This window comes from Mitsuokella multacida DSM 20544, from assembly GCF_000155955.1.
In the GTDB taxonomy this organism is placed as follows: domain Bacteria; phylum Bacillota; class Negativicutes; order Selenomonadales; family Selenomonadaceae; genus Mitsuokella; species Mitsuokella multacida.
The window spans coordinates 988,682-1,015,612 of sequence record NZ_GG697141.2 but is presented as its reverse complement, the minus strand read 5'-3'; the positions used below and the strand labels follow the sequence as shown (position 1 = coordinate 1,015,612).

The 26,931-nt window shown below is 57.8% G+C and carries 19 protein-coding genes, 1 tRNA gene, 1 rRNA gene and 1 other annotated feature (1 of these 22 running past the window's edge); of the genes, 1 reads left to right on the top strand and 20 read right to left on the bottom strand.

The window, feature by feature from the left end; translation table 11 throughout:
• Window positions 1-749, bottom strand: a sequence feature (mutual gap in cmsearch alignment for this rRNA model is longer than 100) (it extends 3,511 nt beyond the left edge of the window).
• Window positions 750-988: 239 nt separating this feature from the next.
• From MITSMUL_RS04755 to deoC, 19 genes are all read right to left on the bottom strand, one after another.
• A 16S ribosomal RNA gene (locus MITSMUL_RS04755) occupies window positions 989-2,549 on the bottom strand.
• A gap of 472 nt (window positions 2,550-3,021) precedes the next feature.
• Entirely contained in the window at window positions 3,022-3,264 is a 243-nt protein-coding gene (locus tag MITSMUL_RS04750) for a pro-sigmaK processing inhibitor BofA family protein (protein WP_005840411.1), read from the bottom strand.
• Entirely contained in the window at window positions 3,264-3,860 is a 597-nt protein-coding gene (gene recR / locus MITSMUL_RS04745; protein WP_005840409.1) for a recombination mediator RecR, read from the bottom strand. Before recR ends, MITSMUL_RS04750 begins: the two co-directional genes overlap by 1 nt.
• On the bottom strand, window positions 3,860-4,195 hold the full coding sequence (locus tag MITSMUL_RS04740) for a YbaB/EbfC family nucleoid-associated protein (RefSeq protein ID WP_005840407.1): 336 nt from the start codon (window positions 4,193-4,195) through the stop codon (window positions 3,860-3,862). The genes recR and MITSMUL_RS04740 overlap by 1 nt, the downstream gene beginning before the upstream one ends.
• A 212-nt stretch (window positions 4,196-4,407) precedes the next feature.
• On the bottom strand, window positions 4,408-6,207 hold the full coding sequence (locus tag MITSMUL_RS04735; protein WP_005840405.1) for a glycoside hydrolase family 9 protein: 1,800 nt from the start codon (window positions 6,205-6,207) through the stop codon (window positions 4,408-4,410).
• A gap of 10 nt (window positions 6,208-6,217) precedes the next feature.
• The gene (gene bglS, locus MITSMUL_RS04730) at window positions 6,218-7,000 is read right to left on the bottom strand and encodes a beta-glucanase (protein ID WP_005840403.1); all 783 of its coding nucleotides are present in this window, start codon (window positions 6,998-7,000) and stop codon (window positions 6,218-6,220) included.
• A gap of 56 nt (window positions 7,001-7,056) precedes the next feature.
• Window positions 7,057-8,472, bottom strand: coding sequence for a 6-phospho-beta-glucosidase (locus MITSMUL_RS04725; RefSeq protein ID WP_005840402.1), 1,416 nt, complete (start codon window positions 8,470-8,472; stop codon window positions 7,057-7,059).
• A gap of 21 nt (window positions 8,473-8,493) precedes the next feature.
• Window positions 8,494-8,820: a PTS lactose/cellobiose transporter subunit IIA gene (locus tag MITSMUL_RS04720; protein WP_005840401.1), complete on the bottom strand. Its 327-nt coding sequence runs from the start codon at window positions 8,818-8,820 to the stop codon at window positions 8,494-8,496.
• Window positions 8,821-8,833: 13 nt separating this feature from the next.
• On the bottom strand, window positions 8,834-9,136 hold the full coding sequence (locus MITSMUL_RS04715; RefSeq protein WP_005840400.1) for a PTS sugar transporter subunit IIB: 303 nt from the start codon (window positions 9,134-9,136) through the stop codon (window positions 8,834-8,836).
• A gap of 50 nt (window positions 9,137-9,186) precedes the next feature.
• Window positions 9,187-10,674: a hypothetical protein gene (locus MITSMUL_RS12960; protein ID WP_187115575.1), complete on the bottom strand. Its 1,488-nt coding sequence runs from the start codon at window positions 10,672-10,674 to the stop codon at window positions 9,187-9,189.
• Window positions 10,675-10,737: 63 nt separating this feature from the next.
• On the bottom strand, window positions 10,738-12,084 hold the full coding sequence (locus tag MITSMUL_RS04705; protein ID WP_005840398.1) for a PTS sugar transporter subunit IIC: 1,347 nt from the start codon (window positions 12,082-12,084) through the stop codon (window positions 10,738-10,740).
• A 255-nt stretch (window positions 12,085-12,339) separates the two neighbouring features.
• The gene (locus tag MITSMUL_RS04700; protein ID WP_005840397.1) at window positions 12,340-13,179 is read right to left on the bottom strand and encodes a MurR/RpiR family transcriptional regulator; all 840 of its coding nucleotides are present in this window, start codon (window positions 13,177-13,179) and stop codon (window positions 12,340-12,342) included.
• The gene (gene dnaX / locus MITSMUL_RS04695) at window positions 13,176-15,071 is read right to left on the bottom strand and encodes a DNA polymerase III subunit gamma/tau (protein ID WP_005840396.1); all 1,896 of its coding nucleotides are present in this window, start codon (window positions 15,069-15,071) and stop codon (window positions 13,176-13,178) included. The genes MITSMUL_RS04700 and dnaX overlap by 4 nt, the downstream gene beginning before the upstream one ends.
• Before the next feature lie 773 nt (window positions 15,072-15,844).
• Window positions 15,845-15,936, bottom strand: a tRNA-Ser gene (locus tag MITSMUL_RS04690).
• Window positions 15,937-16,103: 167 nt separating this feature from the next.
• On the bottom strand, window positions 16,104-17,303 hold the full coding sequence (locus tag MITSMUL_RS04685; protein WP_005840392.1) for a NupC/NupG family nucleoside CNT transporter: 1,200 nt from the start codon (window positions 17,301-17,303) through the stop codon (window positions 16,104-16,106).
• 90 nt (window positions 17,304-17,393) lie between these two features.
• A complete protein-coding gene (locus tag MITSMUL_RS04680; protein ID WP_005840390.1) occupies window positions 17,394-17,780 on the bottom strand; it encodes a cytidine deaminase in 387 nt (128 codons plus the stop codon).
• 19 nt (window positions 17,781-17,799) lie between these two features.
• Window positions 17,800-19,122 (bottom strand): pyrimidine-nucleoside phosphorylase, encoded by a 1,323-nt coding sequence (locus tag MITSMUL_RS04675; protein WP_040635484.1) that lies wholly within the window; start codon window positions 19,120-19,122, stop codon window positions 17,800-17,802.
• 69 nt (window positions 19,123-19,191) lie between these two features.
• The gene (locus MITSMUL_RS04670; protein ID WP_040635483.1) at window positions 19,192-20,370 is read right to left on the bottom strand and encodes a phosphopentomutase; all 1,179 of its coding nucleotides are present in this window, start codon (window positions 20,368-20,370) and stop codon (window positions 19,192-19,194) included.
• A gap of 43 nt (window positions 20,371-20,413) precedes the next feature.
• Entirely contained in the window at window positions 20,414-21,067 is a 654-nt protein-coding gene (deoC, locus tag MITSMUL_RS04665; protein WP_005840384.1) for a deoxyribose-phosphate aldolase, read from the bottom strand.
• Window positions 21,068-21,345: 278 nt separating this feature from the next.
• Between deoC and MITSMUL_RS04660 the strand changes: the two genes are divergently transcribed.
• The gene (locus MITSMUL_RS04660; protein WP_040635481.1) at window positions 21,346-25,179 is read left to right on the top strand and encodes an EAL domain-containing protein; all 3,834 of its coding nucleotides are present in this window, start codon (window positions 21,346-21,348) and stop codon (window positions 25,177-25,179) included.
• Between the two features lie 53 nt (window positions 25,180-25,232).
• On the opposite strand, the gene treC is transcribed toward MITSMUL_RS04660, so the two are convergent.
• Complete coding sequence (gene treC / locus MITSMUL_RS04655; protein WP_005840378.1) at window positions 25,233-26,864, bottom strand: alpha,alpha-phosphotrehalase; 1,632 nt, start codon at window positions 26,862-26,864, stop codon at window positions 25,233-25,235.
• Window positions 26,865-26,931: the final 67 nt, after the last annotated feature.

Genomic DNA, 26,931 nt, shown 5'->3' with positions numbered 1-26,931 from the left:
CTCATTTTTACCTGAGCTTCAACCTGGCCATGCATAGATCACTGTGGTTTCGGGTCTAATCCCAGAGACTTGCGCCCTATTCAGACTCGCTCTCGCTTCGGCTCCGCATCTCCTGCTTAACCTCGCCTCTGAAATTAACTCGCCGGTTCATTCTTCAATAGGCACGCCGTCGCACATATAAAGTGCTTCGACTGCTTGTAGACATACGGTTTCAGGTTCTATTTCACTCCGCTCCCGCGGTTCTTTTCACCTTTCCCTCACGGTACTATGCGCTATCGGTCGTTCCGTAGTATTTTGCCTTGGATGGTGGTCCACCCTGCTTCCCACAAGGTTTCACGTGTCTCGTGGTACTCTGGATACCAGCCCGTTGGGTAAGATTTCGTCTACCGGAGTTTCACCGTCTGTGCTCAGCCTTCCCAGACTGTTCGACTATCTTGCCTTCCCTTGATGCTGGTCCTCAACCCCGGTCGTCCGAAGACGTCCGGTTTGGGCTCTTCCCTGTTCGCTCGCCGCTACTGAGGGAATCTCGTTTGATTACTCTTCCTCCGGCTACTTAGATGTTTCAGTTCACCGGGTGTGCCTTCCATGTCACACATGGATGATACGACATGACTCGTATCGGGTTGCCCCATTTGGAGATTCATGGATCAAAGCCTACTTGCGGCTCCCCATGACTTATCGCAGCTTATCGCGTCCTTCATCGGCTCGGAACGCCTAGGCATCCACCATATGCCCTTTGTAGCTTAACTATTTATTATGCCATAGGTTTCATATGTCAATATGATGTCTATGCTTGAATCCTAAAATGTTCGTTCTAACCATTCTGTTCACACTGTCGTGCGACTCGATGATTTCGATACATTTCATTTCTTCTGTGTAGTTTTCAGTGTGCATTGAGGGTTGTTCCCTCAAAACTAGACAATGCAACTTTCGGCCAGATGAACGACCTGAACTCTCAATCCCTGCTCGGGACTGATGTTCTCCTTAGAAAGGAGGTGATCCAGCCGCACCTTCCGATACGGCTACCTTGTTACGACTTCACCCCAGTCATCGCCCCCACCTTAGACGGCTGCCTCCTTGCGGTTAGCCTGCCGGCTTCGGGTGTGAATGACTTCCGTGGTGTGACGGGCGGTGTGTACAAGGCCCGGGAACGTATTCACCGCAGTATGCTGACCTGCGATTACTAGCGATTCCAACTTCATGCAGGCGGGTTGCAGCCTGCAATCCGAACTGGGAGATGGTTTATGGGGTTCGCTTGGCCTCGCGGCTTCGCTGCTCTCTGTCCATCCCATTGTAGTACGTGTGTAGCCCAGGACATAAGGGGCATGATGACTTGACGTCATCCCCGCCTTCCTCCGCGTTGTCCGCGGCAGTCTCCTTTGAGTTCCCACCATTATGTGCTGGCAACAAAGGATAGGGGTTGCGCTCGTTGCGGGACTTAACCCAACATCTCACGACACGAGCTGACGACAGCCATGCACCACCTGTTTTCGTGTCTCCGAAGAGAGGGGACTATCTCTAGTCCTTTCACTCAATGTCAAGCCCTGGTAAGGTTCTTCGCGTTGCGTCGAATTAAACCACATACTCCACCGCTTGTGCGGGCCCCCGTCAATTCCTTTGAGTTTCAGCCTTGCGGCCGTACTCCCCAGGCGGAATGCTTATTGCGTTAACTCCGGCACAGGAGGGGTCGATACCTCCTACACCTAGCATTCATCGTTTACGGCGTGGACTACCAGGGTATCTAATCCTGTTCGCTCCCCACGCTTTCGAGCCTCAGCGTCAGTTACAGTCCAGAAAGCCGCCTTCGCCACTGGTGTTCCTCCTAATATCTACGCATTTCACCGCTACACTAGGAATTCCGCTTTCCTCTCCTGCACTCAAGAAGACCAGTTTCCATCCCCTCACGGGGTTGAGCCCCGCACTTTTAAGATAGACTTGACCTCCCGCCTGCGCTCCCTTTACGCCCAATAATTCCGGACAACGCTCGCCACCTACGTATTACCGCGGCTGCTGGCACGTAGTTAGCCGTGGCTTCCTCGTCAGGTACCGTCATTGGAAATGGTTATTCACCATCTCCACATTCGTCCCCGACAACAGAGCTTTACGAGTCGAAACCCTTCTTCACTCACGCGGCGTTGCTCCGTCAGGCTTGCGCCCATTGCGGAAGATTCCCCACTGCTGCCTCCCGTAGGAGTCTGGACCGTGTCTCAGTTCCAATGTGGCCGTTCATCCTCTCAGACCGGCTACTGATCGTCGCCTTGGTAAGCCGTTACCCCACCAACTAGCTAATCAGACGCAGACCCATCGTAAAGCGATAGCTTACAAGTAGAGGCCATCTTTAGTAGAACTCCCATGCGGAAGTCCCACAACATTCGGTATTAGCAGTCCTTTCGGACTGTTGTCCCCATCTTTACGGCAGGTTGTCTACGCGTTACTCACCCGTTTGCCACTCGACTTTCAAAAGCAAGCTTTCAATCGTCTCGTTCGACTTGCATGTGTTAAGCACGCCGCCAGCGTTCGTCCTGAGCCAGGATCAAACTCTCCATAAAATTTATGAAGAACCTTGATTGGCTCTAAATATCTTTTTGGCCTAAGCTTCAAAAGAAGCCTAGTAAAGAAATTGCCGATTGCTTATGTTCATAATCAATCGATGTTTTTTAAAACATCTGGCTTGAATCACAAATGATTCATGTTGCATTGTTTAGTTTTCAAAGAACAACTTGGTCTTTCGAAGCTTGCTTTCTTGCTTTCGTTTGAAAGCTGTTCGCTTCAAGCGACTTTTATATCTTATCGCATCGAGCGGAGCTTGTCAAGAAGTTTTTTCTTTCTTTTTTTCAAGTTCGTTTCGGCTTCCTGCAAATCCCTTGCCAATCAAGGCTTACGGGCTTTTGCTTCGGCCGTATCGCTCAGCGACTTGTACTATATTACAGGATAGTGGCCGAGTTGTCAACAGCTTTTTTGAAAAAAGTTCAAAAAGATGCTGACACCCGGATTCCTGTTATCCTACCATCTCTATCCGCATCAGAGATACGTGTAGAGCAGCACGGCAATGACGCCCGGCACGCCGAAGAAGCCGGCGACGAGCGCGCTCAGGAAGGTGATCTGCACCTTGACGACCACGAGCTTGACGAACCAGAGCAGGATGGCGCCGACGATGCTGTTCGTGATCAGCTTCCAGACGAGATGGAGTGGCAAGGAAACGACCTTGCCGACGAGGCAAAGGACCACCAGTCCGATGGCGAATGCCGTTATGAACTCAAACATCAGATTTCCCTCCGATTCTCCATGGCTTTCGCAAGCGTGACCTCATCGGCGTACTCCAAGTCGCCGCCGATTGGCAGGCCGTGTGCGATGCGCGTGACCTTGATGCCGAGCGGCTTCAAGAGCTTGGCGATGTACATGGTCGTCGCCTCCCCCTCGACATTCGGGTTCGTCGCCATGATGACTTCCTTGACCGTATCGTCCTGCAGGCGCCCGAGGAGTTCCTTGATGCGGATGTCCGACGGGCCGATGCCCTCTAAAGGCGACAGTGCGCCATGCAGAACGTGGTAGACGCCTTGGTAGTCGCGCATGCGCTCCATCGCCGCGACGTCCTGCGGCTGCTCGACGACGCAGATGACGGAGTGGTCGCGCTCATCCGACGCACAGATGGCGCAGGGATTCTGGTCACTGAGGTTGAAGCAGGTATTGCAGTAGCCGATCTTCTCCTTGGCATCGATGATGGCGGAGGCCAGTGCCCTCGCCTGTGCAGGGTCCATGTCGAGCACGTGATAAGCAAGACGCACTGCCGTCTTTTGGCCAATGCCCGGCAGTGCGCGAAAGTGCTCGATTAAGTTTGCCAAGGGTGCAATGTACTGCATTAAAGGAGTCCCGGCGGCAGGCCGAGCCCGCTCGTCAGCTTGCCCATCTCCGACGCCATCATCTCGTCGACTTTCTTCGTCGCCTCATTGAAGGCAGCCGAGATGAGATCCTGCAGCATCTCGACGTCTTCCGGATCGACAGCAGCCGGGTCAATCGTCAAGGACTGAACCTGCTTCTCGCCGTTCATGACGATTTTGACAGCACCGCCGCCAGCTGTAACATCCACGGTCTTGCGCTTGAGCTCGTCCTGCATCTTCTTCATTTCGTTCTGCATCTTCTGGACTTTTTTCATCATGCCGGCCATATTGCCCATGTTGCCCATTCCACCAAACATAGATTACACCTCTCGTTCTCATGCAACGCGCATGTATCTTGATTGTTTCTCTAAACTAGACTACCAAAATAAAAGGATTCCGTCAACTCAAAACCACGGAAACCGCCAAAAGACAGAAAAAGCCCTCCCGGGGGGATCCGGGAAGGCTTTTCTGATGTTTAAGCATCACAATGAAGGGAAATTCTATTCTATAGAAAAGAGTCATATGGGGGTCATAATTCTCTTTTCTGCGTGATAGGGGGATAGCTACGCTTGAGCTTCAGCATATCGGTGCTCATCGCCTTCGGCTTGGCGAAGTACGAGAGTGCATAGGCTGCGGTGCCCGTGTAGTCGATGGCGTACTCATTCGTCGACCACGATGTCAGTACATCGAGGTACGACTTGGCCACGGGGATATGGCCACTCTTGAGGTAGGCCGTCTGGTCGGGGTCGCCGCCCGCGACTGCATTCGGACCGCCGACGATGAGTCCGGGGACATAGGCACCCGTGCTCTCGTGGATGCGGTTGTGCGGATGCTCTGGCGGATTGTCGCCCATACCGGTCGCAAAGCTCTTGTCGAGCGAATTGCGGCCGAAGAGGTAGTGGATCTGGGAGAGCGCTCCCTCCACGTAGGCCTCATTCGGCTGGATCTGATTGGCCATGAGCAGGATGTCGCCCTGCGTCAGCGCATTCTTGGTGCTGGCCCAGGTGTACTCGTCCTTGGCGAGCGCACAGCCAAAGCCGTCGGACTCGATCTTCTTGGTGATGTCATCGGCGTAGCCGAGGAAGGCTGCCCTGACCTTTGCCTGCAGCGCTGCATCAGCACCCTTTGCCTTCAGGTAGGCAAACTGGCCGAGTGCCAGCGTGTTGTCCCAGGTGAAGAAGCTCGGCTTCTGCATGAAGCGATCGGCGACAGAGCCAAGGTACTTCTCGTACTTCTTCTCGCCCGTCGTGCGGAAGAGCTCCGCTGCAAGCCAGATGCGTTCCTCAAGGTCCGTGCTCTTGTTGTACGGGCCGGAACCGCCATCCTGGCCTTCATCGACGCGGTAGATTGGGGTCTTTGTCTTCGCGAGATAGCCCCAGATACGCTCTGCACGCTTGCGCATCGCAGTGGCATACGACGGGTCAAACGGCGCGTAGATGCGCGAAGCGATGGCAAAGCTGGCACCGCTCATCGCGGCACTCGACGTGCAGCTGCCAAAGATGTAGCGGTCCTGCGTGTCGGTATCCGGTGACTTGTCAAAGCCCGGCCACTTAAGGCCCGCGACCTTGTGAAACATGCTGCCATCCCTGCGCTGCATCTTGCTCATCCAATTGAGCTCAAACTGCACCTCTGCCAAGGCATCGGGCAGTTTCGTCTCTTCGTCGATTCCCGCAGGGAACAGGAGCTGTCCGCGCGTGAAGTGCGAAGGGTTGGCCTCATAGGCGAGCATGAGCTCTGCACTGCTGATGGCAGCCGTCGTCACATACTTGCCGTAATCGCCGGCATCATACCAGCCGCCGCTGACATCGAGGCGGTCGCCCTTCTTGTTGAGCTTGTCCGTGAAATAGACCTGCGCCTCGTGGTCCTGCGCATGACCATCTTTGATCTTGAGCCCCGTCACCGGGTCGTCGATTGGCGTATTACTGCGCGAGAGCGTGTACGAGCGCCACGTCTCAACGGCCGGCACGGCGTAGACATTGTCGCCGATCTCGAAATCGTACGACTCACGCGAGCCGACGCGCAGCTTATAGGTGCCTTCCTTCTTGAAGGAGCTGAAGTCCGCTTTGCGCAGCGTCTCTTCTGACATCGCATCCTTCTTGGCTGCAGAGAGCTTGCCCGCGTAGACCGTCTGGCCCGTCTTCGCATCGACGAGCGAGAAATCCGTGTCGCCCGTATCGGTGACCATGGCCGTCTTGCTGTAGCCATTCAGGTAGCCGACCTGATCGACGTGCATGCCGGCATCGGCGGCCTCGCTGAATCCTGGGAGGCCGCAAGTGCCGAGAAGGATCCCGCTGAGCACGAGCCAGCGGAGTTTCCTGCTCACCATCATCGCTGTCACCTCATTCCGCAAACGGCGTGTACTTGACCCACTGATACTCAGCCGTCAGCGGGAGGTTCTCGTCATTGAACGGCTTCAGCCATGTGTCAACACCCTTGCCGCACCATGCATTCATCATGATCTTGCCCTTCGTGCACGGCAGGTTTGCACCCTCGCGGCGGAAGACTTCCTTGCCGTCGACGAACCAGATGATCTTGTCCTTATGCCATTCAAAGGCGTACGTGTGGAAGTCATCCGACGCATCGAAGCCGAGGTCGATCATCTTCTCGTGGCCGCCGACGCCATTGCGGAAGTAGTTGAGCTGGACCTTGGAGGTATCCTTGCCGAGGACCTCGAAGTCGATCTCATCCCACGGATCGCCGTCGTACGGGCCCGTGTAGGTGAAGAACGAGGAGACGCAGCCGTCATTCTTGATGGCCTTCATGCTGACCTCGTAGCGGCCGTAGCCGTACGTCTTCTTGCTGCGGAACTCGCCGCCCGAATACGGGACCTTGTCCTGCGAGGAATCGTAGTCGATCGTCAGCTGCATCGTGCCGTCTTCGAACGTGACGTTGTCCTTGTGCCAGAATACGTTGAACGGATCACCGTTCGTCCAGCCGTCAGACGGCTCGAAGATGGCGGACTGACCCTTCTTGAAGTCAACGGCAAAGGCGTCACTTGCCTGCGTCTCCGTCGCCGGCGTCGCATAGGCCGTCGCCGGCGCTGCAAAATCCATCGAGACGGAGAGCGGTGCTGCGCAAGCCAGGAGCACGGCGGCAGCGATTGCTTTCTTGCGGATATCCATATCTATTCCTCCTGAATCTTTCTCATTCACGCATTGCGCATTGCCTGCCGTGCAGGTCAGTGCGCGAGGTCCTCGCCATTCGAGGCGATGACCTTCTTGTACCAGTAGAAGGACTTCTTGGGCTTGCGCGAAAGCGTGCCCTCGCCCTTGTTGTTCTTGTCGACGTAGATGAAGCCGTAGCGCTTCTCCATCTCGCCTGTGCTGGCCGAAACGAGGTCAATCGGTCCCCACGGGCAGTAACCCATGAGCGTCACACCATCGAGCTCGATGGCCTTCTTCATCTCGGCGATGTGCGCGGCAAAGTAATTGATGCGGGCATCGTCCTGGACGACGCCCGTCTCATCCGGCTGCTCGTGCAGGCCGATGCCGTTCTCGACGATCATCATCGGCAGCTCGTAGCGCTCAGCGAGTACGTCGAGCATGTAGCGCAGGCCGACCGGATCGATTTGCCAGCCCCAGTCCGATGCCTTGACGAACGGGTTCGGGACTTCCTTGAAGGAATCCGTCTGCTCGTCGTAGGCGCGGACGAAGCTCATGTAGTACGACAGAGCGAAGTAGTCGACGCAGCCCTGTTCGAGGACAGCGAGATCATCGGGCTCCATCTTGATGTGGTAGCCCTTGTTCTCCCACTCCTTGAGAATGTAGGAAGGATAATGGCCGCGGCACTGGACGTCCGCGAAATAGAAGGTCTTATCCATTTCCTTGAGCGCTGCAATCTGATCCATCGGCTTGCACGTCTCAGGATAGACAGGCGACATCGCCATCATGCAGCCGATCTGGAAGTCCGGGTTGATCTTGTGGCCCTCGATGACGGCTTTTGCCGAAGCGAGGAACTCATGGTGGGCGACCTGATAGAGCACCTCGTGGCGGTCCTCACCCGGCTGATAGAGCACGCCGGAATTCGTGAAGGCTGTGAACGGCGTGTCGACATCGCGCTGGTTATTGATCTCATTGAAGGTCATCCAGTACTTGACCTTGTCCCTGTAGCGCTTGAAGACCGTGACGGCAAAGCGGACGAAGAAGTCGACGAGCTTGCGGTTGCGCCAGCCGCCGTACGCCGTGACGAGATGGTACGGCATCTCAAAGTGTGAGAGCGTGATGACCGGCTCCATGCCGTAAGCATGCATCGTATCGAAGAGGTCGTCGTAGAACTTCAGGCCCGCTTCATTCGGCTCCAGCTCGTCGCCGTTCGGGAAGATGCGTGTCCAGGCAATGCTCGTGCGGAAGCACTTGAAGCCCATCTCAGCGAGCAGTGCAATATCTTCTTTGTAGTGATGATAGAAGTCAATGGCCTCATGGTTCGGATAGACCTTCCCCGGCACGACTCCATCCGTGATCTCACGCGGCTTGCCCGGACCGCCGACCGTCATGACGTCAGCCACGCTGACGCCCTTGCCGCCTTCCTGCCAGCCGCCTTCGAGCTGATGGGCAGCGACGGCACCGCCCCATAAAAATCCTTTTGGAAATGGCATGATGAAACCTCCCTGCCCGACTCAGGCTTTCTTCTCGAGCGCCTCGATGCGCTTATAGGCATCGATGAATTCGAGCGCAATCGTCTTGAACGCCTCTGCGCTCATGAGCTGATCTTCTGCATGCAGGATCAGCAGATTAACCGTATTGCCCTCCCCTGAAGCTTCTTTCTGCAACAGGCCGGCATGGGCGTCGTGGCCTTCGATGAACGCCGCGTCACCCTCTTCGATCATCTTCGCGGCCTCTTCATAGTCGCCCTTCTTCGCTGCCTGGATGGCCTCGATGTAGCAGCTGCGCGCCGTGCCGACGGACGAGATGATCTGGAATGCAATGAGCTCTAATCCTTCCATCGCTTGTCCCTCCTCAGTCGTTCATGAGCTTGCGCGCAAGGGCAAGGGTGCCTTTGCCGTCCATGCGGCCGTACATGCGCATATCGATCGCATCGACTGGCACACCGGGGACCTGCTCAGCAATCTTGTTCTTCTGGAAGCGGATCTGCGGTCCAAGCAGAACAACATCGGCATCCGCGGCTTTCGTAGCCGCCTCCGAAGCGGAGAAGGCATCGATGGAGCACTCATAGCCCTCGGCAGCAGCTGCTTCCTTCATCTTACGGACGAGCATGCTCGTGGACATTCCCGAAGCGCATAATAAGACAATCTTTTTCATGATAGAAACTCCCTTTCTTTATACATCGTTAGATAGAATCATATGTGATATCAGAAGTGATAGTCGACCATCGTGCGCAGGAAGTTGCGGTGGTACGTCTCGCCTTTGTGGCCGTACAGCGTGTTCTGCGCATTGGCGTATTCGTAGAACGTCTCCCACTCGATGTTCTTGGCCGGCACATACTTGAAGCCGAAGATCCAGCCCTTCGATCCCGGCTGCAGCGCGCCCCACTCCTTGTCGCCGAAGATGCCGACGAGGTTGTTGATGTTGCGCGCGTAATTATACCAGCGTGCATAGAGCTGGAAGGAACCCGGGTCGTTGATGTTCGACCAGCGGTAGTTGAGACGAAGTGCCGTGCAGCTGTTCTTGTCATACTTCGTCTCCTGGTAGCCGTTGGCCCCCCATTCACCGACTTTGTAACTCGGTGCATTCGTGCGCGCATAGTCGCCGATCAGGAAGATGTTCTTCATCGGATTCCACATCGCACTGAGGACAAAGCCGAGGTTGCCAGCTGTGTTTGGCAGTTCCGACGGCGTCTCCGTGACGGTGTACTTGCCGCTTGCATCTACTGTCCCGCTGAGTCCAGGCGTATAGTAGATGGAGAAACCCGGGTCACTGTTGAACTCACCATAGGATTTATCTCCAGCTTGACCACCGTACCATGTAAAATCTCCACCGCCTTTAATTGTACCGCTGAGGTCTTTGATAGTAGCATTTGTGCCCTCAACCTTGAAGGTCTTTGTCGTGTCGTAGACATTCTGGCCCATTGACTCATGCTTGCCAATGTTCAGCTTAGCAATCGCTGCGTTAATCTGCAGGCCGTGGCCAATCTGGCCCTGGACGCCAGCACCGTAGACACTGAAGTTATAGCCCTTGTCCGTCGGCGTCAGGTAGAAGGCATTTGCCGTGAGCTTCGATTTCGGGATGGCCGTGCTGATGACGGCACCGTCTGTCTCGTTGCCAAGCAGGACATTCTGGAAGCCGAGGCCGCGCCATCTGCGGCCGATATCGTAGTTGACCACGCCGGTCTTGCCCTCTGCCCAGACGCGCTGGATCGTGCCATCTTCATCGTCGTGGCCACTGTGAGATTTGAGGGTACCATCCGCCATGACGTAGTTGGCATAGCGCGGATTCGTCTCGCTCTCAAAGTTGAAGTTCCAGTCGTCGTTGACCTTGAACTTGCCCTTGAGGTCGAGATAGAAGCGGCGGTTGTCGTTGCGGTCGATGTAGCCCTTGATGTTGTCGTTATCCCAGCTGACGCGGCCGAAACCGGAGATCTTGATACGGTCCATCTCACTCTTGACGCTCTTGCTCAGGCCGTTCAGCTGCTTTTTCTGACTGCGTTCCTGATTCTTGAGCTGACTATTCTGGTGGCGGAGTTCCTTGATTTCCTTCTCCAAGTTGCTCTGCTGCTGCTCGAGGGCCGCGATGCGGCTGTCGATGTCCTGTGCTGTATCGGCCGGTGCGGCAAGAGCCGTCCCCGTCAGGCTCATGGTAATCCCCAGCAGGAGCGCGGCCGTCTTTTCCTTCTTCATCATGCCAAACATCCTCTTTCTCTCTTTTCTCTTTTGTATCCCATAATCCCCAATCCATCAGCAGCTTTACGGCTCGATGGCAGCCTCAGCCTTGTCTGTCTCTTCTATGGCCTCAGCATCGCCTTTTTCCTCTTTGAGGAACGCGCGGTCCTGTGCTTTGAGGAAGGGGAAGTAGATGACCGTCGCGATGGCGAGGTTCACAATCTGTACGACAGCACCCTGCCAGCCATCGAGCAGGAAGCCTGCGATGATCGGTGGCGTCGTCCAGGGAACCTGCACGGCGCTGAACGGGGCCATGAAGCCCGAGGCGATGGCACCGTAGGTGATGAACATCGCGATGAGCGGCACGATGACGAACGGCACGAGCAGGTACGGGTTAAAGACGATCGGCAGGCCGAAGATCAACGGTTCATTGATGTTGAAGAGGCCCGGCACAAAGGCCATCTTGAGCAAAGAGCTCAGCTGTTCTGACTTCGCCGTGAAGATACCAGCGAGCAGCAGGCCGAGCGTCAGGCCACAGCCACCGCTCTTGACAAAGACATCGTTGATCTGGCACGTGAAAATCTTGGCTTCTGGGTTGTTGACGAGCGTCATGCCCATGTCGATGAGGTGCTGGTTGTCGAGCGAATTGGCGATGAGCAGCGGGCTCACGACGCCGCCGACGACGTTCGGGCCATGGATGCCGGCCCAGAACAGGATGCTCTGGAGGCCGACGATGACCGTGCCGCCCGCCAGCGAATCCGAAAGGCCCTGCAGCGGCGTCTGGATGACTTTGAAGATGAGTTCTGGAAGTGTCGTCGCACCGATGTAATGGCAGAGTCCGTAGAGGACCGAAGCGCAGGTGAAGAAGATCATGCCCGGCACGAGCGCCGTGAACGCTTTCGCCACGCCCTGCGGTACGGCATCCGGCATCTTGATGCCGATGTGGTTCTTCTCGCAGTAGCAGAAGACGTACGAGACGAAGAACGCGACGAGGATAGCGGTGATGACGCCGTTGCTGCCGACCCATGCCTTCGGGATGATGTCGGCTACTGTCTCGCCGCCCTTCGACAGGATGGTCGGCGGCATCAGGATCAGGAAGGTCGACAGCGCGAGGATGGATGCCATCATGGCATCACAGCCCTCATTCTCTACGAATTTATAGGTGATGGACAAGACGACGATCAGCGCCAGGACGCTGAAGGTGCCGCCGGCCACCGCATTGAGTGGTGCCGTCCAATCGGTTCCGAAAAGGGAGGCCATGAATTCGGCGTATCCCGGCACCGGCAGGTTGGCCAGCAGCAGGAATACAGAACCGCAGATCGTGAACGGCGTCGTCATGATGAAGCCATCACGCAGAGCTGCTACCGCACGAATCTGAGCAAACTCCCCCATGATTTCGATAAACTTATCGAAAAGTTCTTGTTTAGTCATGCTCTTTCCTCTTTCCTATCTCCATTGTTCCCAAATGATACATGCTATCCACGAGCCCTGTCTCAGGCTCCCTTCCCCTCAAGGTGATTCTAATATACCATGGGCCATTTTCGCGTTCAACAAAATGAAATCAATAGGAAACACGGCTTCAACGATGGGCGAAAAAAAAACAGCGTCTTGAAACGCTGTTACAAAATTCCACTATGTAATTCACTCGTCAAGGCAGGCAGCAATCCACCAAGATCGTCAGGACTATCAATAATGAAAGTGCTTACTCAGCCATATCTCTTTTTCCTGTGCGTTGCGGAAGTCCACGCGCGTCATCAGGACGGCGAAGAGGACATCCGTAACATACTTGGCCCCCATCAGGAAGACGCGGGGACCGAGCTCTTCCATCGACTTGACAGAAGCCACGGGAAAGACGACATCCGCAAGCGAAGCCAGGGTCGACTCCTGATTCGCCGTGATCAACAGGAACGGATTGCCGCGCAGCTTCAAGAGATGCGCGATGTCGATGAGCATGCGGTTCTCGCCCGTGCGGCTGATGAAGAAGCCCACATGTTCCTTCGGCGCGCCCGTCGCCTGCAGGTACTGCATCGTCATAGCGGTGTGGACGGTCGAGCACTTGTTGGCCATGATGAAGCTCGAAGCGGCCATGTTGGCGATATCGAGGTTGTTGTCCATCGCATAAAAGTCAATGTGCTGTGTCTTCTGCAAGATTGCGAAAGCCCGCACGAATTCCTTGGCATCCAGCATCTGGTAGGTCTCCTGCAAGGCATCAATCTCCAGTCGCGTGACTTTGTCCAGGATGGAATGCACCGAGTCCTGATTCGTCACGGACAGCTCGACGCCATAGGGCTGTTCCAGATACTTCATCATCTGTGCGAGAAATTCCACGCGAAATTCCGTGTAACCGCCAAAACCGAGCTTCTGGCAGAAACGCACGATGGCAGCCGAGCTCGTATACGTCTCCCGCGCCAGCTGGCGCGTCGTCATGCTCGGCAACAGGCGGGAATGCTGCAACAAGTACGTCGCAATCGTTCGCTCTGAATCCGAGAAGTCTTGTTGCTCCTGCAATTCCTTGATCAAATTCATTCGTCATCCTCCGTTGGCAGTGGCACGTCGCCGTCTTCCGGCAGCGGGATGGCGCCGTCCTCGTAGATGTCATGGCCCGCTGGCTCCGGTGCGGCAGGCTGCGGCGCGGCCTTTGTCGTCTCGACGCCGACGACGTTGGCGCCGAAGACGTCGAAGGCTTTCTTGAGGGAGGCGCGCTCGTCGGGGGCGACTTCCTCGAGGATCTCCGTGGGCTCCGGCTTTGCAGGCGGCGTCTCGCGCCTTGGTGCAATCTTCGGTGCGGCTGGCCGCGGGCGCGGTGGGGCCTTCATCGGCGCGTCCTCGCCGGCGCAGACGAGGCGCAGCTCACGACCCGTGAGCTCCTGCAGGATGCGCTCGATGATCTTGCGGTAATTGCGCATGACGAGTGAAGCCATGAGGCCGCTCTGCATGCGCATGTGGAACTGGCTGGCCGTCATGCCCATGAAGCGGGCGTTCTGGATGCAGGCGAGGATTGGCGCCTTGTGCTGCTCGCGCAGGGACTGAAAGAGCTGGTTCCATACCTGCAGACCCGCTTCATCGAGCGCAGCAGGTTCTTCGGGCACGTCTGCCGGTGCCGGCGTGACGGCAGGCGCAGCAGCAGGAGCTGGAGCAGGAGTCGGCACGCCCGTGGCAGGAGCGACAGCAGGCCGGACTCCCGCACCAGCCGTCGCCTGCTTGAGCAGGGCAGTGACCTGCGCAAGAGCAGCTTCGAGCTTGGCAATGCGCGCCTCGTCAGCAGGATTGCTCGAAGCAGCTCTCGGTCCGTTACTGGCAGCCTGCCCCGCATTTTCTTGAGTCGATGCCACAAGCTCGGGGCGGCAGAGTTCCATCAATGCGACCTCGACGGTGATGCGCGGCTGCGGCGACCACTTCATCTCCGTCATCGCCTCGTGCAGGCGCGCGATCATGCGCGGCAGGACCTCGGGCGCGAAGAGCTTGGCCTGATCTTGCAGTACATCCTGTGGCTCGGCGTAGAGGTCCATGGCCTCGACGGTGCCCGCCGCCTGGAAGATCATGAGGCTGCGCAGGTGCAGCGATAGCTCCGAGAGGATCTGCTTGAGGTCCTTGCCGTCGCGCAGCAGCTCCGCAAGGATCTGGAGCGCCTCCTGCACATTGCGCGCGGCGAGCGCTTTCGTCATCTTGTAGATCCAGTCGTGGCCGACGAGGCCGAGGATCTGGCGCACGCGCTCTGCCGTGATTGTCCCTTCGGCGAGCGCCGCGCACTGGTCGAGGATGGACAGCGCATCGCGCATGCCGCCGTCGGCCTGTATCGCGATCATCGCGAGGGCCTCGTCCTCGGCCTCCATCTTCATCTCTGCCGTGATGTAGCGCAGGCGGCTCTCGATCTCCTCGACAGTGATGCGCTTGAAGTCGTAGCGCTGGCAGCGCGACTGGATGGTCGGCGGGACCTTGTGGGCCTCGGTCGTCGCGAGAATGAAGACGACATGCGCCGGCGGCTCCTCGAGTGTCTTCAGGAGCGCGTTGAACGCCTCGGTCGTCAGCATGTGGACCTCGTCGATGATGTAGACCTTGTAGCGGCCATCGACCGGCGCGAACTTGACCGTCTCGCGCAGGTCGCGGATCTCGTCGATGCCGCGATTGGACGCCGCATCGATCTCAAAGACATCCATCGAGGAGCCATCCGCTATCTTGCGGCACTGCTCACACTGCCCGCACGGCTCCGGCGTCGGCCCGTGCTCACAATTGAGCGCCTTCGCCAAGATCTTCGCCGTACTCGTCTTGCCCGTGCCGCGTGGGCCGGCAAAGAGATACGCATGGCCGATGTGGCCGCTCGTGATCGCATTCGCCAGCGTCCGGCTGATATGCTCCTGCCCGACGAGGTCCTTGAACGTCTGCGGCCTCCACTTCCGATACAGCGCAATATACGCCATCGCAAACTCCTCTCCTCTCCTATGATTACCACCATTTGATTTGCAGACATCGCAGGTACGAAGCCCGGCCGGGGACGACTGACCAACGCTGCGCGTGACGTTCTGCTAAACCTGTTTTTTGCCTTTTAACACAGCCTTACCGGAACGCTAAACGCGCTCCGCTTGAACGACGCGTTCCGGCAAGGATTCTCGTAGGCAAAAAACAGGTTCTTCACGCAGAACGTCAAAGCTCCGCTTATGGTCAGCCATCCCCGGCCTTCCTTCGCAGAGCACCGACTCCATCCCACTCACTGCCTTGCCAGCGGCTGCGATGTCCGCTGTTTGTTCCTCTATTGCTGCAGGCTAGCGGCGCCAGAGGATGTCTATAAGTGGAGCTTCAACCTGCTGCGCGGGACACCGACTCCATTCCGCTCTCTGCTCTGTGAGCGGTTGCGATGTCTGCTGTTTATCCTTTTATTGCTGTAAGTCAGCGCCGATGGAGGGTGTCTATAAGTGGAGCTTCAGCCTGCTGCGCGGAACGTTAGACACCCTCCATCGGCGCCTCACTTCCATGAACAATAACAATAATATATAGTAAAAAAATATATAGTAAAAAAGCAGCCGTTTCTGGCTGCTCTCCATCCTTTTCCACGTCGAACCGCAGTCCCCAGGCACCCTCGCGGCACATGGAACGATTCGCTTAACGCTGCTTCCTTCCGGACCTGACGTGGTTCACGAGGCCCCATTGCGCAAGACCCAGGCGCTGCGGCCCGACCTGAAAAAGGATATAAAAATGGCGGAGAGTGAGAGATTCGAACTCTCGATACAGGTTTCCCCGTATACACGCTTTCCAGGCGTGCTCCTTCAACCACTCGGACAACTCTCCACAATGCTCTACTATCAGAAGCTATTCAATTTTGTTGCCCTGCCGCGTGATTGCCGCCTGCAACGATATATATCTTACCATCCCATCTGCCTCCTGTCAACACCCTTTTTTCTCTTTTTCCACAAAAAAATCTCCGCAGATTTCTCTGCGGAGACTCTATGCATTGCTTACCAGATGAAGAGGCCTGCAAGACCGGCAGACAGCAGGGAGACCAGGATACCCGAGAGCAGCATGTAGCCGACGTTGCGGGAAATCAGGTCGTTCTTGTTGTCGTCGACGAGACCTTTGAAGCAGCCGATGATCATGCCGAGCGTCGAGAAGTTCGCGAACGACGTGATGAAGACCGTCAGCACGCCCTGCATGTGGCGGCTGTAAGTGCTCAGGATGTCCTGCACGCTGAGCATGACGACGAACTCATTCGTGACGAGCTTCGTGCCCATGTACTGCGCCATGGCGAAGGCTTCCGTCGAGTCGAGGCCGAGCAGCCAGGCAAACGGGAACATGATGCAGCCGAGGATATTCTCGAGCGTGATGGCCGGATGGATCAGCACGAGCAGCATGTCGATGAGCTTGGCGAGTGCGACGAACGCGATGACGTTCGCGCAGATGATCAGCACCAGTCTTCCAGCGCCGAGGATGGAGTTGCCGAGGAACGAGAAGAACGGCTCGCGCTCCTTGCCGCCGTCATCGAGGCGGGCAACCGTGTCCTCCTCCTCCGTGATCTTGACCGGATGCAGGAGGTTCGTGACAATCAGGGCGTTGATGACGTTTAATGGAACTGCCGTCAGGATGAACTCAGCCGGCATCATCTTCGTGTAGACGCCGATCAGGGCGGCCGTGACGCAGCTCATGGACATCATCGCGAGCGTCAGGCAGCGGTCTGCCTTCATGCGCTTGAGCTGCAGGCTCGAGACGGCTAGGGCTTCCGTGTTGCCGAGGAACATCATCTCGATGGCGAAGAAGGACTCAAACTTCGGCTCGTGTGTGAGGAAGGCCAGCGCCTTGCCGATCCACTTGATGACGAACGGCAGGAGGCCGATGTACGTCAGGATGTCGAAGAGCGGCACGACAAGGAGGATCGGCAGCAGGGCCGAGGTGAAGAAGTTCATCTGCGGCACATGGACCCAGTCCGGGAATGCGAAGGCGATGCCCTCGTAGGCGACGCTGACGAGCCAGGTGAAGCCTGCGGCTGCGGCCTGGACAATGTCGCGCCCAATCGGGAACGAGGTCAGGAACCATGCGATGAACACGTTGAGCGCGAGCAGTGAACCGACGCCGCGCCAATGGATGTCCTTGCGCTTCTTCGAGAGAAGCACGCCGACGGCCAGGAAGATCAGCACGCCGAGGAGATTAATGATGAAATACATACGGGTTGCTCCTATCTTCTTTGGATGAGATCTTTGCGGCCACTGCCCGAAAAGGACATGTGACCGACTTTTCCATTACATCATTATATATCAGAGGTCATTATCCGTAAAGGCAAACGGGAGGATTTCTGCAAGCGTCGCCACCTGCACATCGCCCTTGAGGTTCGCCATGATGATCTTCGGGATCTTGAATTCGCTGATGGCCTGGCGGCACATGCCGCACGGCGAGCACGGGCCCGGCGTATCGGCGATGATCGCGATGGCCGCGAAGTCGCGGTGGCCCTCGGAGACCGCCTTGAAGATGGCCGTGCGCTCGGCGCAGTTCGAGACCGGGTAGCTGGCATTCTCGATATTGCAGCCGCCGAAGACCTTGCCGTCCTTCGTCAGCACGGCTGCGCCGACCTTGAAGTTCGAGTACGCCGCATAGGCGCGCTCCCGATAGGCTTTCGCCACTTCGATGAGTTCCTGATCCGTCATTCCATGCCCCTTCTTTCTATCAATACTTCTCGACTTTGTCTTTCTCGACGCGCGCGTAGACGAGCGGCTCTTTTACGGGCTGCTCATCGCCGATGGCAATGGCCTCGCGGTACATCTTCTCGGCATCGGCAAGGGCCGACTCCTTCGAGGTGTAGAGCGTCACGAGGCTGTCGCCTTCCTTGACTTCATCGCCGTACTTCTTGTGCAGGATGAGGCCTGCCGAGAAGTCGATCGTGCTCTCCTTCGTCTCGCGGCCTGCGCCGAGCACGACGGACGTCTCGCCGATCTCCTCGGCGTTCATCTTCGTGATGTAGCCCGAGCGCTCTGCCTTGATCTCCGCGCGGTACGGTGCCTGCGGGAACTTCGTGTAGTCGCGCAGCACGCTGTCATCGCCGCCCTGGGCGCGGACCATCGTGCAGAACGTCTCGAAGGCGCTGCCGTCCGCAATGGACTTCTCGGCCATCGTGCGGCATTCCTCCGGCGTGCCCTTGCCGACGAGGTAGAGCATGTTAGAGGCGAGCTGCAGCGATACTTCGCGCAGATCAGCCGGGCCTTCGCCCTTGAGGACATCCATCGACTCCATGACTTCGATGCTGTTGCCGATGCCGTAGCCGAGCGGCGTGTCCATATCGGTGATCAGGGCGACCGTGCGGCGGCCGGCGAGCTCGCCGATGGCGACCATCGTCTGCGCGAGCTTGATGGAATCATCGAGCGTCTTCATGAAGGCGCCGCTGCCCGTCTTGACGTCGAGCAGGATGCAATCAGAGCCGGCTGCGAGCTTCTTGCTCATGATGGACGAAGCGATGAGCGGGATGCAGTCGACCGTCGCCGTGACGTCGCGCAGTGCGTAGAGCTTCTTGTCGGCCGGCGCGAGGTTGCCCGACTGGCCGATGACGCTGACGCCGCACTTGTTGACCGTGTCGAAGAATTTCTCGCGCGAGAGCGCCGTCTGGTAGCCGGGGATAGACTCGAGCTTGTCGACCGTGCCGCCCGTGTGGCCGAGGCCGCGGCCGCTCATCTTCGCGACCTTGCCGCCGCAGGCTGCGACGATTGGCGCGCAGATGAGCGTCGTCTTATCGCCGACGCCGCCCGTCGAGTGCTTGTCGACCTTCTTGCCCGCGATGGCCGAGAGGTCGATCATGTCGCCCGACTTCGCCATGACCTTCGTGAGCTCCGTGATCTCGTGATCCGTCATCCCCTTGAACCAGATGGCCATGAGCATCGCCGACATCTGGTAATCGGGGATGTCCCCCTTGACGTAGCCGTCGATCATATAGGTGATCTCAGCGTCCGTCAGTGCTTCTCCGTGCTTCTTCTTCGTGATCAGATCGTACATGCGCATAATAATTTTCCCCTTATTCGATATATTTTGATAGATTCCCCTATACGTCTCCCAAAAGGGAGGCATCTGTCATTCGATGATGCGCGGCAGCAGGCTCTCGCCCTTCGTGTAAAGGTCAGCACCGAAGATGTCCGAGATGGTCGCGCCAATCATCGCGAACGTCGGATACGTGCCGAGGTTGAGCCCTGCCTTGACGTGCTTGCCGTACATCAAGAGCGGCACGTACTCGCGCGTGTGATCCGTGCCCGGTGCGCCCGGATCGCAGCCGTGATCGGCCGTGATCATCAGCAGATCGTCGTCCTTCATCTTGACCATGAACTCGCCGAGCTGACGGTCGAAGACCGTCGATGCCTTCGCGTAGCCGTCGATGTCGCGGCGATGGCCGTACTGCATGTCGAAGTCGACGAGGTTGACAAACGCGAGGCCCGTGAAGTCCTCATCCATGAGCTTCAGCGTCTTCTCCATGCCGTCGACGTTATCCTTGTTGATGCCGAGCGTGCGGCTGATGCTGCGGCCCGCGAAGATATCCGAGATCTTGCCGACGCCGATCGTCGCGAGACCCTTGCGCGCGAGCGCATCCATCATCGTGTCGCCCGTCGGGTCGAGCGAGAAGTCGTGGCGGCGCGGCGTGCGCGTGTAGTTCGGGTACTCGCCGACGTACGGGCGCGCGATGATGCGGCCGACGCCGTGCTCGCCCTGCATGATCTTGCGCGCCATGCGGCAGTATTCGTAGAGCTGCTCGACCGGCACATCGTCCTCGTGCGCTGCAATCTGCAAGACGCTGTCGGCCGACGTGTAGACGATCAGCGCGCCCGTCTCCTTCTGCTCGCGGCCGTAGTCGTGGATGACCTTCGTGCCCGAGTACGGCTTGTTGCAGATGATCTTGCGGCCGAATGCCTTCTCGAGCTCTGCGATGACTTCCGGCGGGACGCCGTCGGGGTACGTCGGCATCGGGCGCTCCGAGATGATGCCCGCAATCTCCCAGTGGCCCGTCGTCGTGTCCTTGCCGCGCGAGAGCTCGCGCAGGCGGGCAAAGGCGCCGATTGGCTGAGCCTCCGGCGTGCCGCAGCCGACGCCGTCGATGTTGAAGAGGCCGAGCTTCTTCATGTTCGGCGTATCGTACTCCTTCGAAGCGACGATGGAGCGCAGCGTGTTGCAGTCGCCGTCGCCAAATTCCTTCGCATCCGGCTCTGCGCCGATGCCGAAGCTGTCGAGAACAATGATGAACGCGCGTTTGAATGCATGCATGTCTGTCATTCCTTTCTACTCGATTTTTTCGATTTTTTAACAATCAAATCTCATCCTTGAGGACCTTGACGGCAGCGCTGGCGCCGAGGCGTGTGCAGCCCGCTGCGAGGAAGGCTTCCATCTCCTCGCGCGTGTGGATGCCGCCCGCGGCCTTCATCTGCACGTTCGGTCCGATGTGCTTCTTGAAGAGTTCGATGTCCGAAAGCTTCGCTCCTGCCGAGCCGAAGCCCGTCGACGTCTTGATGAAGTCGGCGCCGCCTTCCGTCACGCAGTGGCAGGCCGCGATCATCTCCTCTTCCGTCAGGAAGCATGTCTCGACGATGACCTTGAGCACGCGCGCGCCGCAGAGTTTCTTGAGTGCGCGGATTTCCTTGGTCACATAGTCCGTCTCGCCTGCCTTGAGCATGCCGATGTTGATGACCATGTCGATCTCCTCGGCGCCATCCGCGAGGGCTTGTGCCGTCTCCGCAATCTTAGCCGCCGTGTTGCAGTTGCCGTTCGGGAAGCCGACGACCGTCGCGACCTTGAGGGCATCGCCGTACTTGGCTACGATGCGCGGCACATAAGCGGACGGCACCATGACCGTCGCCGTGTGGTACGTCACGGCCTCGTCGCAAATGCGCTGGATATCTGCCCAGGTTGCCGTCTGCTTCAGGAGCGTGTGGTCGACATGTGCCAGGATCTCTGCTGCTTTCATTCTGTATTCCTCCTATTGTTCGGCGCTTGCCGGTGGAGTGACACCCTGTTCACTCTGTTGGCAATCGTCAGACTCTTTTCTCTGTGCTATCGCTTTTTCTTGTTTCTATTGTAATCAATAGCAAACGAAATAGAAAGGACATCTGTCTTAAAAAAAGCTGCTGTGATAAAAAACACGCCCAATGGCTAAAAATATAAAGCGAATTGTTCTCACCCCCCGAAAAATGTTATAATGAAGGTAACGATTATGATACCTGTATCGGGGAAAGGGTATATAAAGTGAACAACACCATACGCGACTACGTCGCCCACCATTTCGAAGAGGCTCTGCGCAGCGGCTGCATCACCGTCTGCTACGAGCCTATCTTGCGCGCCCTGACGAACAAGATCTGCTCGTTCGAGGCGCTCGCACGCTGGCATGATCCGGAGCGTGGAGAGATCCTCCCGCGCGACTTCATTCCCGTGCTTGAAGAAACCAACAAGATCCACCTGCTCGACCACTTCATCGCGAAGACCGCCATCCAGGCGCTCCACGCCCGGCAGCAGTGCGGCCTGCCGCTCGTGCCGGTCGTCATCAACCTGTCGCGGCGCGATTTCTGCCTGACGGATCCGGCCAGTGTCCTCAATCATCTGATGGAGAAATACCAGCTGCTGCACATCTACCTGCAGGTCGAGATCACAGAGACGGCCTTCGTCGACGATGAAGCCATCCTCACAGAGTCCATCCAGAAGCTGCGCGCGAGTGGCTACACGGTCACGCTCGACAATTTCGGCGAGGGCCATTCGTCGCTCGCAGCCCTGCAGCGCTGCGCCATCGACGAGATCAGCCTCGACAAGGTCTTCTTCGAGAACTTCACGAAGAGCAGCCGCCTCTTGCTGACCTCCATCCTGCTCATGGCCAAGACGCTCGGCATCCACACGGCTGCCGAGGGCGTCCGCACGAAGGAACAAGCCGACTTCCTGCGCCGCATCGGCTGCGAGAAAATGCAGGGCCCAGTCTGCCGCCCGCACGCCACGGCCATCGAGCAACTGCGGGAAGTCCAGGCGCAGGCACAGCAATTCGAATCGATGCTCGAACAGCAGGTTTTCCGCCAGGTCGGCCTGACGAATCTCGTGACCGACACGCCCGTCGCCCTGCTCGCAGACGATGGACAGTCCCTGCACCTGCTCACAGCCAATACAAGCTACCAGAGGGCGCTGCATCTCAGCGGCATCAACAGCATCCAAGAGGCAAACGAGCGAATGCGCGAACTGCCGCAGCTCATCCAGTCGCGCTTGCGCGCGCTGGCCGATGCGACCATCCGGAACCGTGCACCCGAGACAGAGATCTTCCTCAGCGACGGCCACTACTTCCCGTTCAAGCTGCAGAACCTCGCCGGCACGAGCAGCTTCTACATCCACCGCGCCGAGCTCCAGCTCCTGCCGCAGGAACGGCTGACGTCATCGAGCGAAGAGTACGACAAGATCATGCGCCACCTCATGCAGTTCTACCACGACATCTACCTCATCGACATCCAGAAGAACCGCATCGAGGTCATCACGGCAAGCGTGTCGACCATAAAGGCCGGCGCGCGTATGCACGGCATCATGGCGGCCTTCATGAATTTCGCCAATCTGCACATCCATCCGGACGACCACACGCGCTTCCTGCACTACATCCACCGCCTCACCAGCATCAGCAGGAATGATATCTGCGCCACGCGCTTCGACCTCTTCCGGGTCAAGATGCCAAATGGCGGCTACCATTGGAAGAATTTCAGCCTCACGGCATTCCGCTATGAGGGCAGGCCCTGCCAGCTGCTCTGCCTGCGCGACTTCGTCTTCGAGGAGTTGCCCGATCGCGACAAGCTCATCAACACCGTCATGGCCTCTTACGGCTTCACGAGCCAGCCCGGCAGCCAAGAGAGTCAGATCACAGACGCGACGCTCTGGCGGACACTGACGCAGTTCTCGCACCGCAAGCTCTTCTGGAAGGACAAAGAGGGCCGCTTCTGCGGCGCGAGTCCTGCATTTCTGCGCTACTACGGCATCCAGAACATCACAGAGCTCCTCGGCAAGACCGACCGCGACCTCGGCTGGCATCTCTCCGACTCCTACATGGACCAGGCAGAGAAACGCATCCTCAAGAAGGGCGAGCCCATCCACGACGGCCATGGCCTCTGCATTGCGCGCGGCCGCCAGCACGCCATCTCCTTCTCGAAGTACCCCATCTACCAGAAATCCGAGATTGTCGGCCTGCTCGGCGAGTTCCGCGACGTCGAGGAAGAGCGCAGCTACCACGAACTGCAGCGCAGGCTCTACCTCGTCGACGAAGAGACGGGCTTCTACAACTACCGCGGCATGCTCCTCACGAGCGTCGAGTTTGCCGACAACCTGCGGCTTAACCAGGTCGGCTACGTCGGCGCCATGTTCGTCGTGCCGGAATTTGCCTCACTCAGCAAGCGCTACGGTCCCGCAGTCGAGCGCGCAGTACTGCTCCGCATCTGCACGGTCATCAGGAAGAACCTGCCCGCCGCCACAGTTTGTGTCCATACGGGCAGCGGCGTCTTCGTGCTGTTCCTCAAGGGACAGACCGTCGGTGCCATGCGCACCTTCATCGAGCAGGTCAAGGCCGAACTCACCGCCATCAAGGAGATCGATGGCGTCACCTGTCATCTCTCGATGCGCTACGCCCTCGAATCCGGTGCAGAGGCCCGCAGTTCCGATGAATTCCTCAAGATCCTCTCCTCGCGCTGCCTCGACTACCTGCCGTCCTTCGGCATCACAGGCACACTCGGCGACCAGATTCCCTTCGACATCGAGAAATTCGACCATCTCAACTGGCTCATCTACATCGCCGACCCGGAGACCTACAACCTGCTCTACGTCAATCTCTGCGCACTCCGCAGCTGTCATCTGCCGGCCGACTACCAGTACGCAGGCCAGAAGTGCTACGCCCTGATTGCCGGCCTCTCTTCGCCGTGCACGGCCTGCCCGAAGGAACAGCTGCGCCGCGACCGCTTCCACTTCCGGCAGTTCCACTCGCCGCACACCAGCAAGGATTACCTCATCTGGGAGACGATGATCTCCTGGAACAACCGCAACTGCATCTTCTCCGACAGCCTTGATGTCGAGCGCATGATTGCCAACAACCAAGGCAGCAGGACGACAGAACAGACCGACATCTCCATCAATGACATCACGAGCCTCGCCATACAGGAGGAAGACCCGAATGTCGGCATCCAGCGCATGATGGAGAAACTCGGCCGCACGCTCGCCGCCGCGCACATCATCCTGATGGAAGAAGAGGCCGACGGCTTCCACCTGAGCTGCACGTACGAATGGCACGCGGAAGATTGCGCACCACTGCGCCAGCGCCTGCAGCACACCACCATTCTCGAGAACAAGCCGTTCTACGATGCATTCCACAGAAGCTCCGTCCTGCTCATCGACAATGCCGCAGCCTATCAGGAGCGCCACCCCGAGCTGGCGACGATCCACCAAGGAGAACTCGAGCGCTATGCCATTGGCCAGCTCATGATCGAGCACCGCTCCCTCGGTTACATCGCCATCATCGATCCGACCAAAGAGGAGTTCGCCGCCATCGCCAAGCCGCTGCACACCATCCTGCGCGTCACCTCCATCATGATGCGCAACCGCAACAACATCCAGAAACTGCACGAGATCAGCACAATCGACCAGCTCACGGGCATCGGCAACCGACGCGCCCTCAATAATTTTATCGACAAGTGCCTGCGCCCCGGCACGATGTACGCCGTCATCTTCGTCGACGTCAACGGGCTTAAGAAGATGAACGACACCTTCGGCCATGCGCGCGGCGACCTGCTCATACAGACCATCGCCTACGTCCTCTCGAATGTTGCCGGCAAGAACCATGTCTTCCGCCTCGGCGGCGATGAATTCCTCGTGCTCATGCCGTGCAGCAACGACGAGGAGGCCATCACCATCATCGACCACATGGAGCAGAGCATGGAGACGCATCGCTGCAGTGCCGCCATCGGCTACGTCCTCTGCCTCGCGCCTTTCCACGACCTTGAAGGGATTATCCATCAGGCTGACGAGCGGATGTATTCCGACAAGAAGCGCAAGCACATGCGCCGCGACGACGACTGAGATAAAAACAAAAAATCAGCTCCGATCTCAGATGGAGCTGATTTTTTATGCCATCACACCTTGTAACAAAGAGCGATGACTTCATATGGGCGGAGCATCTCTTTGATGCCCGGGTAATTGCCGATGAGCTTCTCGCCCGCTTTCGCGCCGACTGCGGGCAGTTCTGGCATCGGAACGTCAGTCGGACGGAAGTTGCAGAGCACGAGCAGATGCTCACCCGCAAGCTCGCGCTCATAGGCAAGCACATCATCGTTCTCGCGCGCGAGGAAATGGATGGAGCCCTCTGCGATGATGCGGTGCTTCTTGCGCAGTGCGATGAGCTCGCGGTAGAAGGCGAGGATGGAGTCCGTATCCTGCTGCTCGCACTCGACGTTGATGGAAGTGTGGTTACGGTTGACGCCGAGCCACGGCGTGCCCGAGGTGAAGCCGGCCGACTCGCCTGCCGTCCACTGCATCGGCGTGCGGCCGTTGTCGCGCGAACGCGCTTCGATGACCTTCATCGTCTCCACCTCCGACAGTCCCGACTCGCGCAGGATGCCGTGGTAGTTGATGCTTTCGACGTCGCGGTAGTCGGCTATGTCCGCGAAGTCGGCATTCGTCATGCCGATCTCCTCACCCTGGTAGATGTAGGGCGTGCCGCGCATGAGATGAATCGCGGCGGCGAGCATCTTTGCCGACTCCTTCCAGTAGCAGTCCGTATCGCCGAAGCGCGAGACGATGCGCGGCTGGTCGTGGTTGCACCAGAAGACGGCATTCCAGCCGCCGCCTGCGGCCATGCCCTCCTGCCACGAGGCAAAGATCTCCTTGAGCTTGTGGATGTCGGGCGCCATCAATGACCACTTGTCGCCGTTCTTGTAGTCGGCCTTGAGGTGGTGGAAGGAAAACGTCATCGAGAGCTCGTGCTCATGGGGATTCGTGTAGCGGATGCAGTTCGCAATCGTCGTCGAGCTCATCTCGCCGACCGTCACCATGCCCTCGATGCCGCTGTCGTGCACGAGCTCCTTGAGGTATTCGTGCACATGCGGGCCGTCCGTGTAGAAGCGGCGGCCATCGCCCTCCGCATCGTCGACGAAATCGCCTTTCGAGATGAGGTTGACGACGTCGAAGCGGAAGCCCTTGATGCCCTTTTCCTTCCAGAAGCGCAGGATGGCCTTGAGCTCCTCGCGCACTTCCGGATTCTCCCAGTTGAGGTCGGCCTGCGTGACGTCGAAGAGGTGCAGGTACCACTTGCCGAGCTCGGGCACGTACTTCCAGGCCGAACCGCCGAACTTCGACTGCCAGTTCGTCGGCGGCGCGTCCGGTGCTCCTTCGCGGAAGATGTAGTACTTCATATACTTCTCATCGCCCTTCAGCGCCTTCTGGAACCACTCGTGCGCCGTCGAGGTGTGGTTGAAGACCATGTCGAACATCAGGCCGATGCCATGCGCCGCAGCCTCTGCGATCAGCGCCTCGAGGTCTTCCATCGTGCCGAAGCGCGGGTCGACCGCGCGATAGTCGGCGACGTCGTAGCCATTGTCGCGCTGCGGCGACGGGAAGAACGGCGTGAGCCACAGGAAGTCGACGCCGAGATCAGCGAGGTAGTCGAGTCGGTTCCTGATGCCGTTGAGATCGCCCCAACCACCGCCGTTCGAATCCTGAAACGACTTCGGGTAAATCTGATAGACGACTTTATCTGCAACATTCATCTGTATTTTCCCCACGTTATATTTATTATAAATACCAAATAATAATATTTATATTTTTAATAAATTT

Coding starts and splice junctions, on each gene's coding strand:
- MITSMUL_RS04750 (WP_005840411.1), bottom strand. CDS start 3,264: ATGTTTGAGTTCATAACGGCATTCGCCATCGGACTGGTGGTCCTTTGC.
- recR (WP_005840409.1), bottom strand. CDS start 3,860: ATGCAGTACATTGCACCCTTGGCAAACTTAATCGAGCACTTTCGCGCA.
- MITSMUL_RS04740 (WP_005840407.1), bottom strand. CDS start 4,195: ATGTTTGGTGGAATGGGCAACATGGGCAATATGGCCGGCATGATGAAA.
- MITSMUL_RS04735 (WP_005840405.1), bottom strand. CDS start 6,207: ATGATGGTGAGCAGGAAACTCCGCTGGCTCGTGCTCAGCGGGATCCTT.
- bglS (WP_005840403.1), bottom strand. CDS start 7,000: ATGGATATCCGCAAGAAAGCAATCGCTGCCGCCGTGCTCCTGGCTTGC.
- MITSMUL_RS04725 (WP_005840402.1), bottom strand. CDS start 8,472: ATGCCATTTCCAAAAGGATTTTTATGGGGCGGTGCCGTCGCTGCCCAT.
- MITSMUL_RS04720 (WP_005840401.1), bottom strand. CDS start 8,820: ATGGAAGGATTAGAGCTCATTGCATTCCAGATCATCTCGTCCGTCGGC.
- MITSMUL_RS04715 (WP_005840400.1), bottom strand. CDS start 9,136: ATGAAAAAGATTGTCTTATTATGCGCTTCGGGAATGTCCACGAGCATG.
- MITSMUL_RS12960 (WP_187115575.1), bottom strand. CDS start 10,674: ATGATGAAGAAGGAAAAGACGGCCGCGCTCCTGCTGGGGATTACCATG.
- MITSMUL_RS04705 (WP_005840398.1), bottom strand. CDS start 12,084: ATGACTAAACAAGAACTTTTCGATAAGTTTATCGAAATCATGGGGGAG.
- MITSMUL_RS04700 (WP_005840397.1), bottom strand. CDS start 13,179: ATGAATTTGATCAAGGAATTGCAGGAGCAACAAGACTTCTCGGATTCA.
- dnaX (WP_005840396.1), bottom strand. CDS start 15,071: ATGGCGTATATTGCGCTGTATCGGAAGTGGAGGCCGCAGACGTTCAAG.
- MITSMUL_RS04685 (WP_005840392.1), bottom strand. CDS start 17,303: ATGTATTTCATCATTAATCTCCTCGGCGTGCTGATCTTCCTGGCCGTC.
- MITSMUL_RS04680 (WP_005840390.1), bottom strand. CDS start 17,780: ATGACGGATCAGGAACTCATCGAAGTGGCGAAAGCCTATCGGGAGCGC.
- MITSMUL_RS04675 (WP_040635484.1), bottom strand. CDS start 19,122: ATGCGCATGTACGATCTGATCACGAAGAAGAAGCACGGAGAAGCACTG.
- MITSMUL_RS04670 (WP_040635483.1), bottom strand. CDS start 20,370: ATGCATGCATTCAAACGCGCGTTCATCATTGTTCTCGACAGCTTCGGC.
- deoC (WP_005840384.1), bottom strand. CDS start 21,067: ATGAAAGCAGCAGAGATCCTGGCACATGTCGACCACACGCTCCTGAAG.
- treC (WP_005840378.1), bottom strand. CDS start 26,864: ATGAATGTTGCAGATAAAGTCGTCTATCAGATTTACCCGAAGTCGTTT.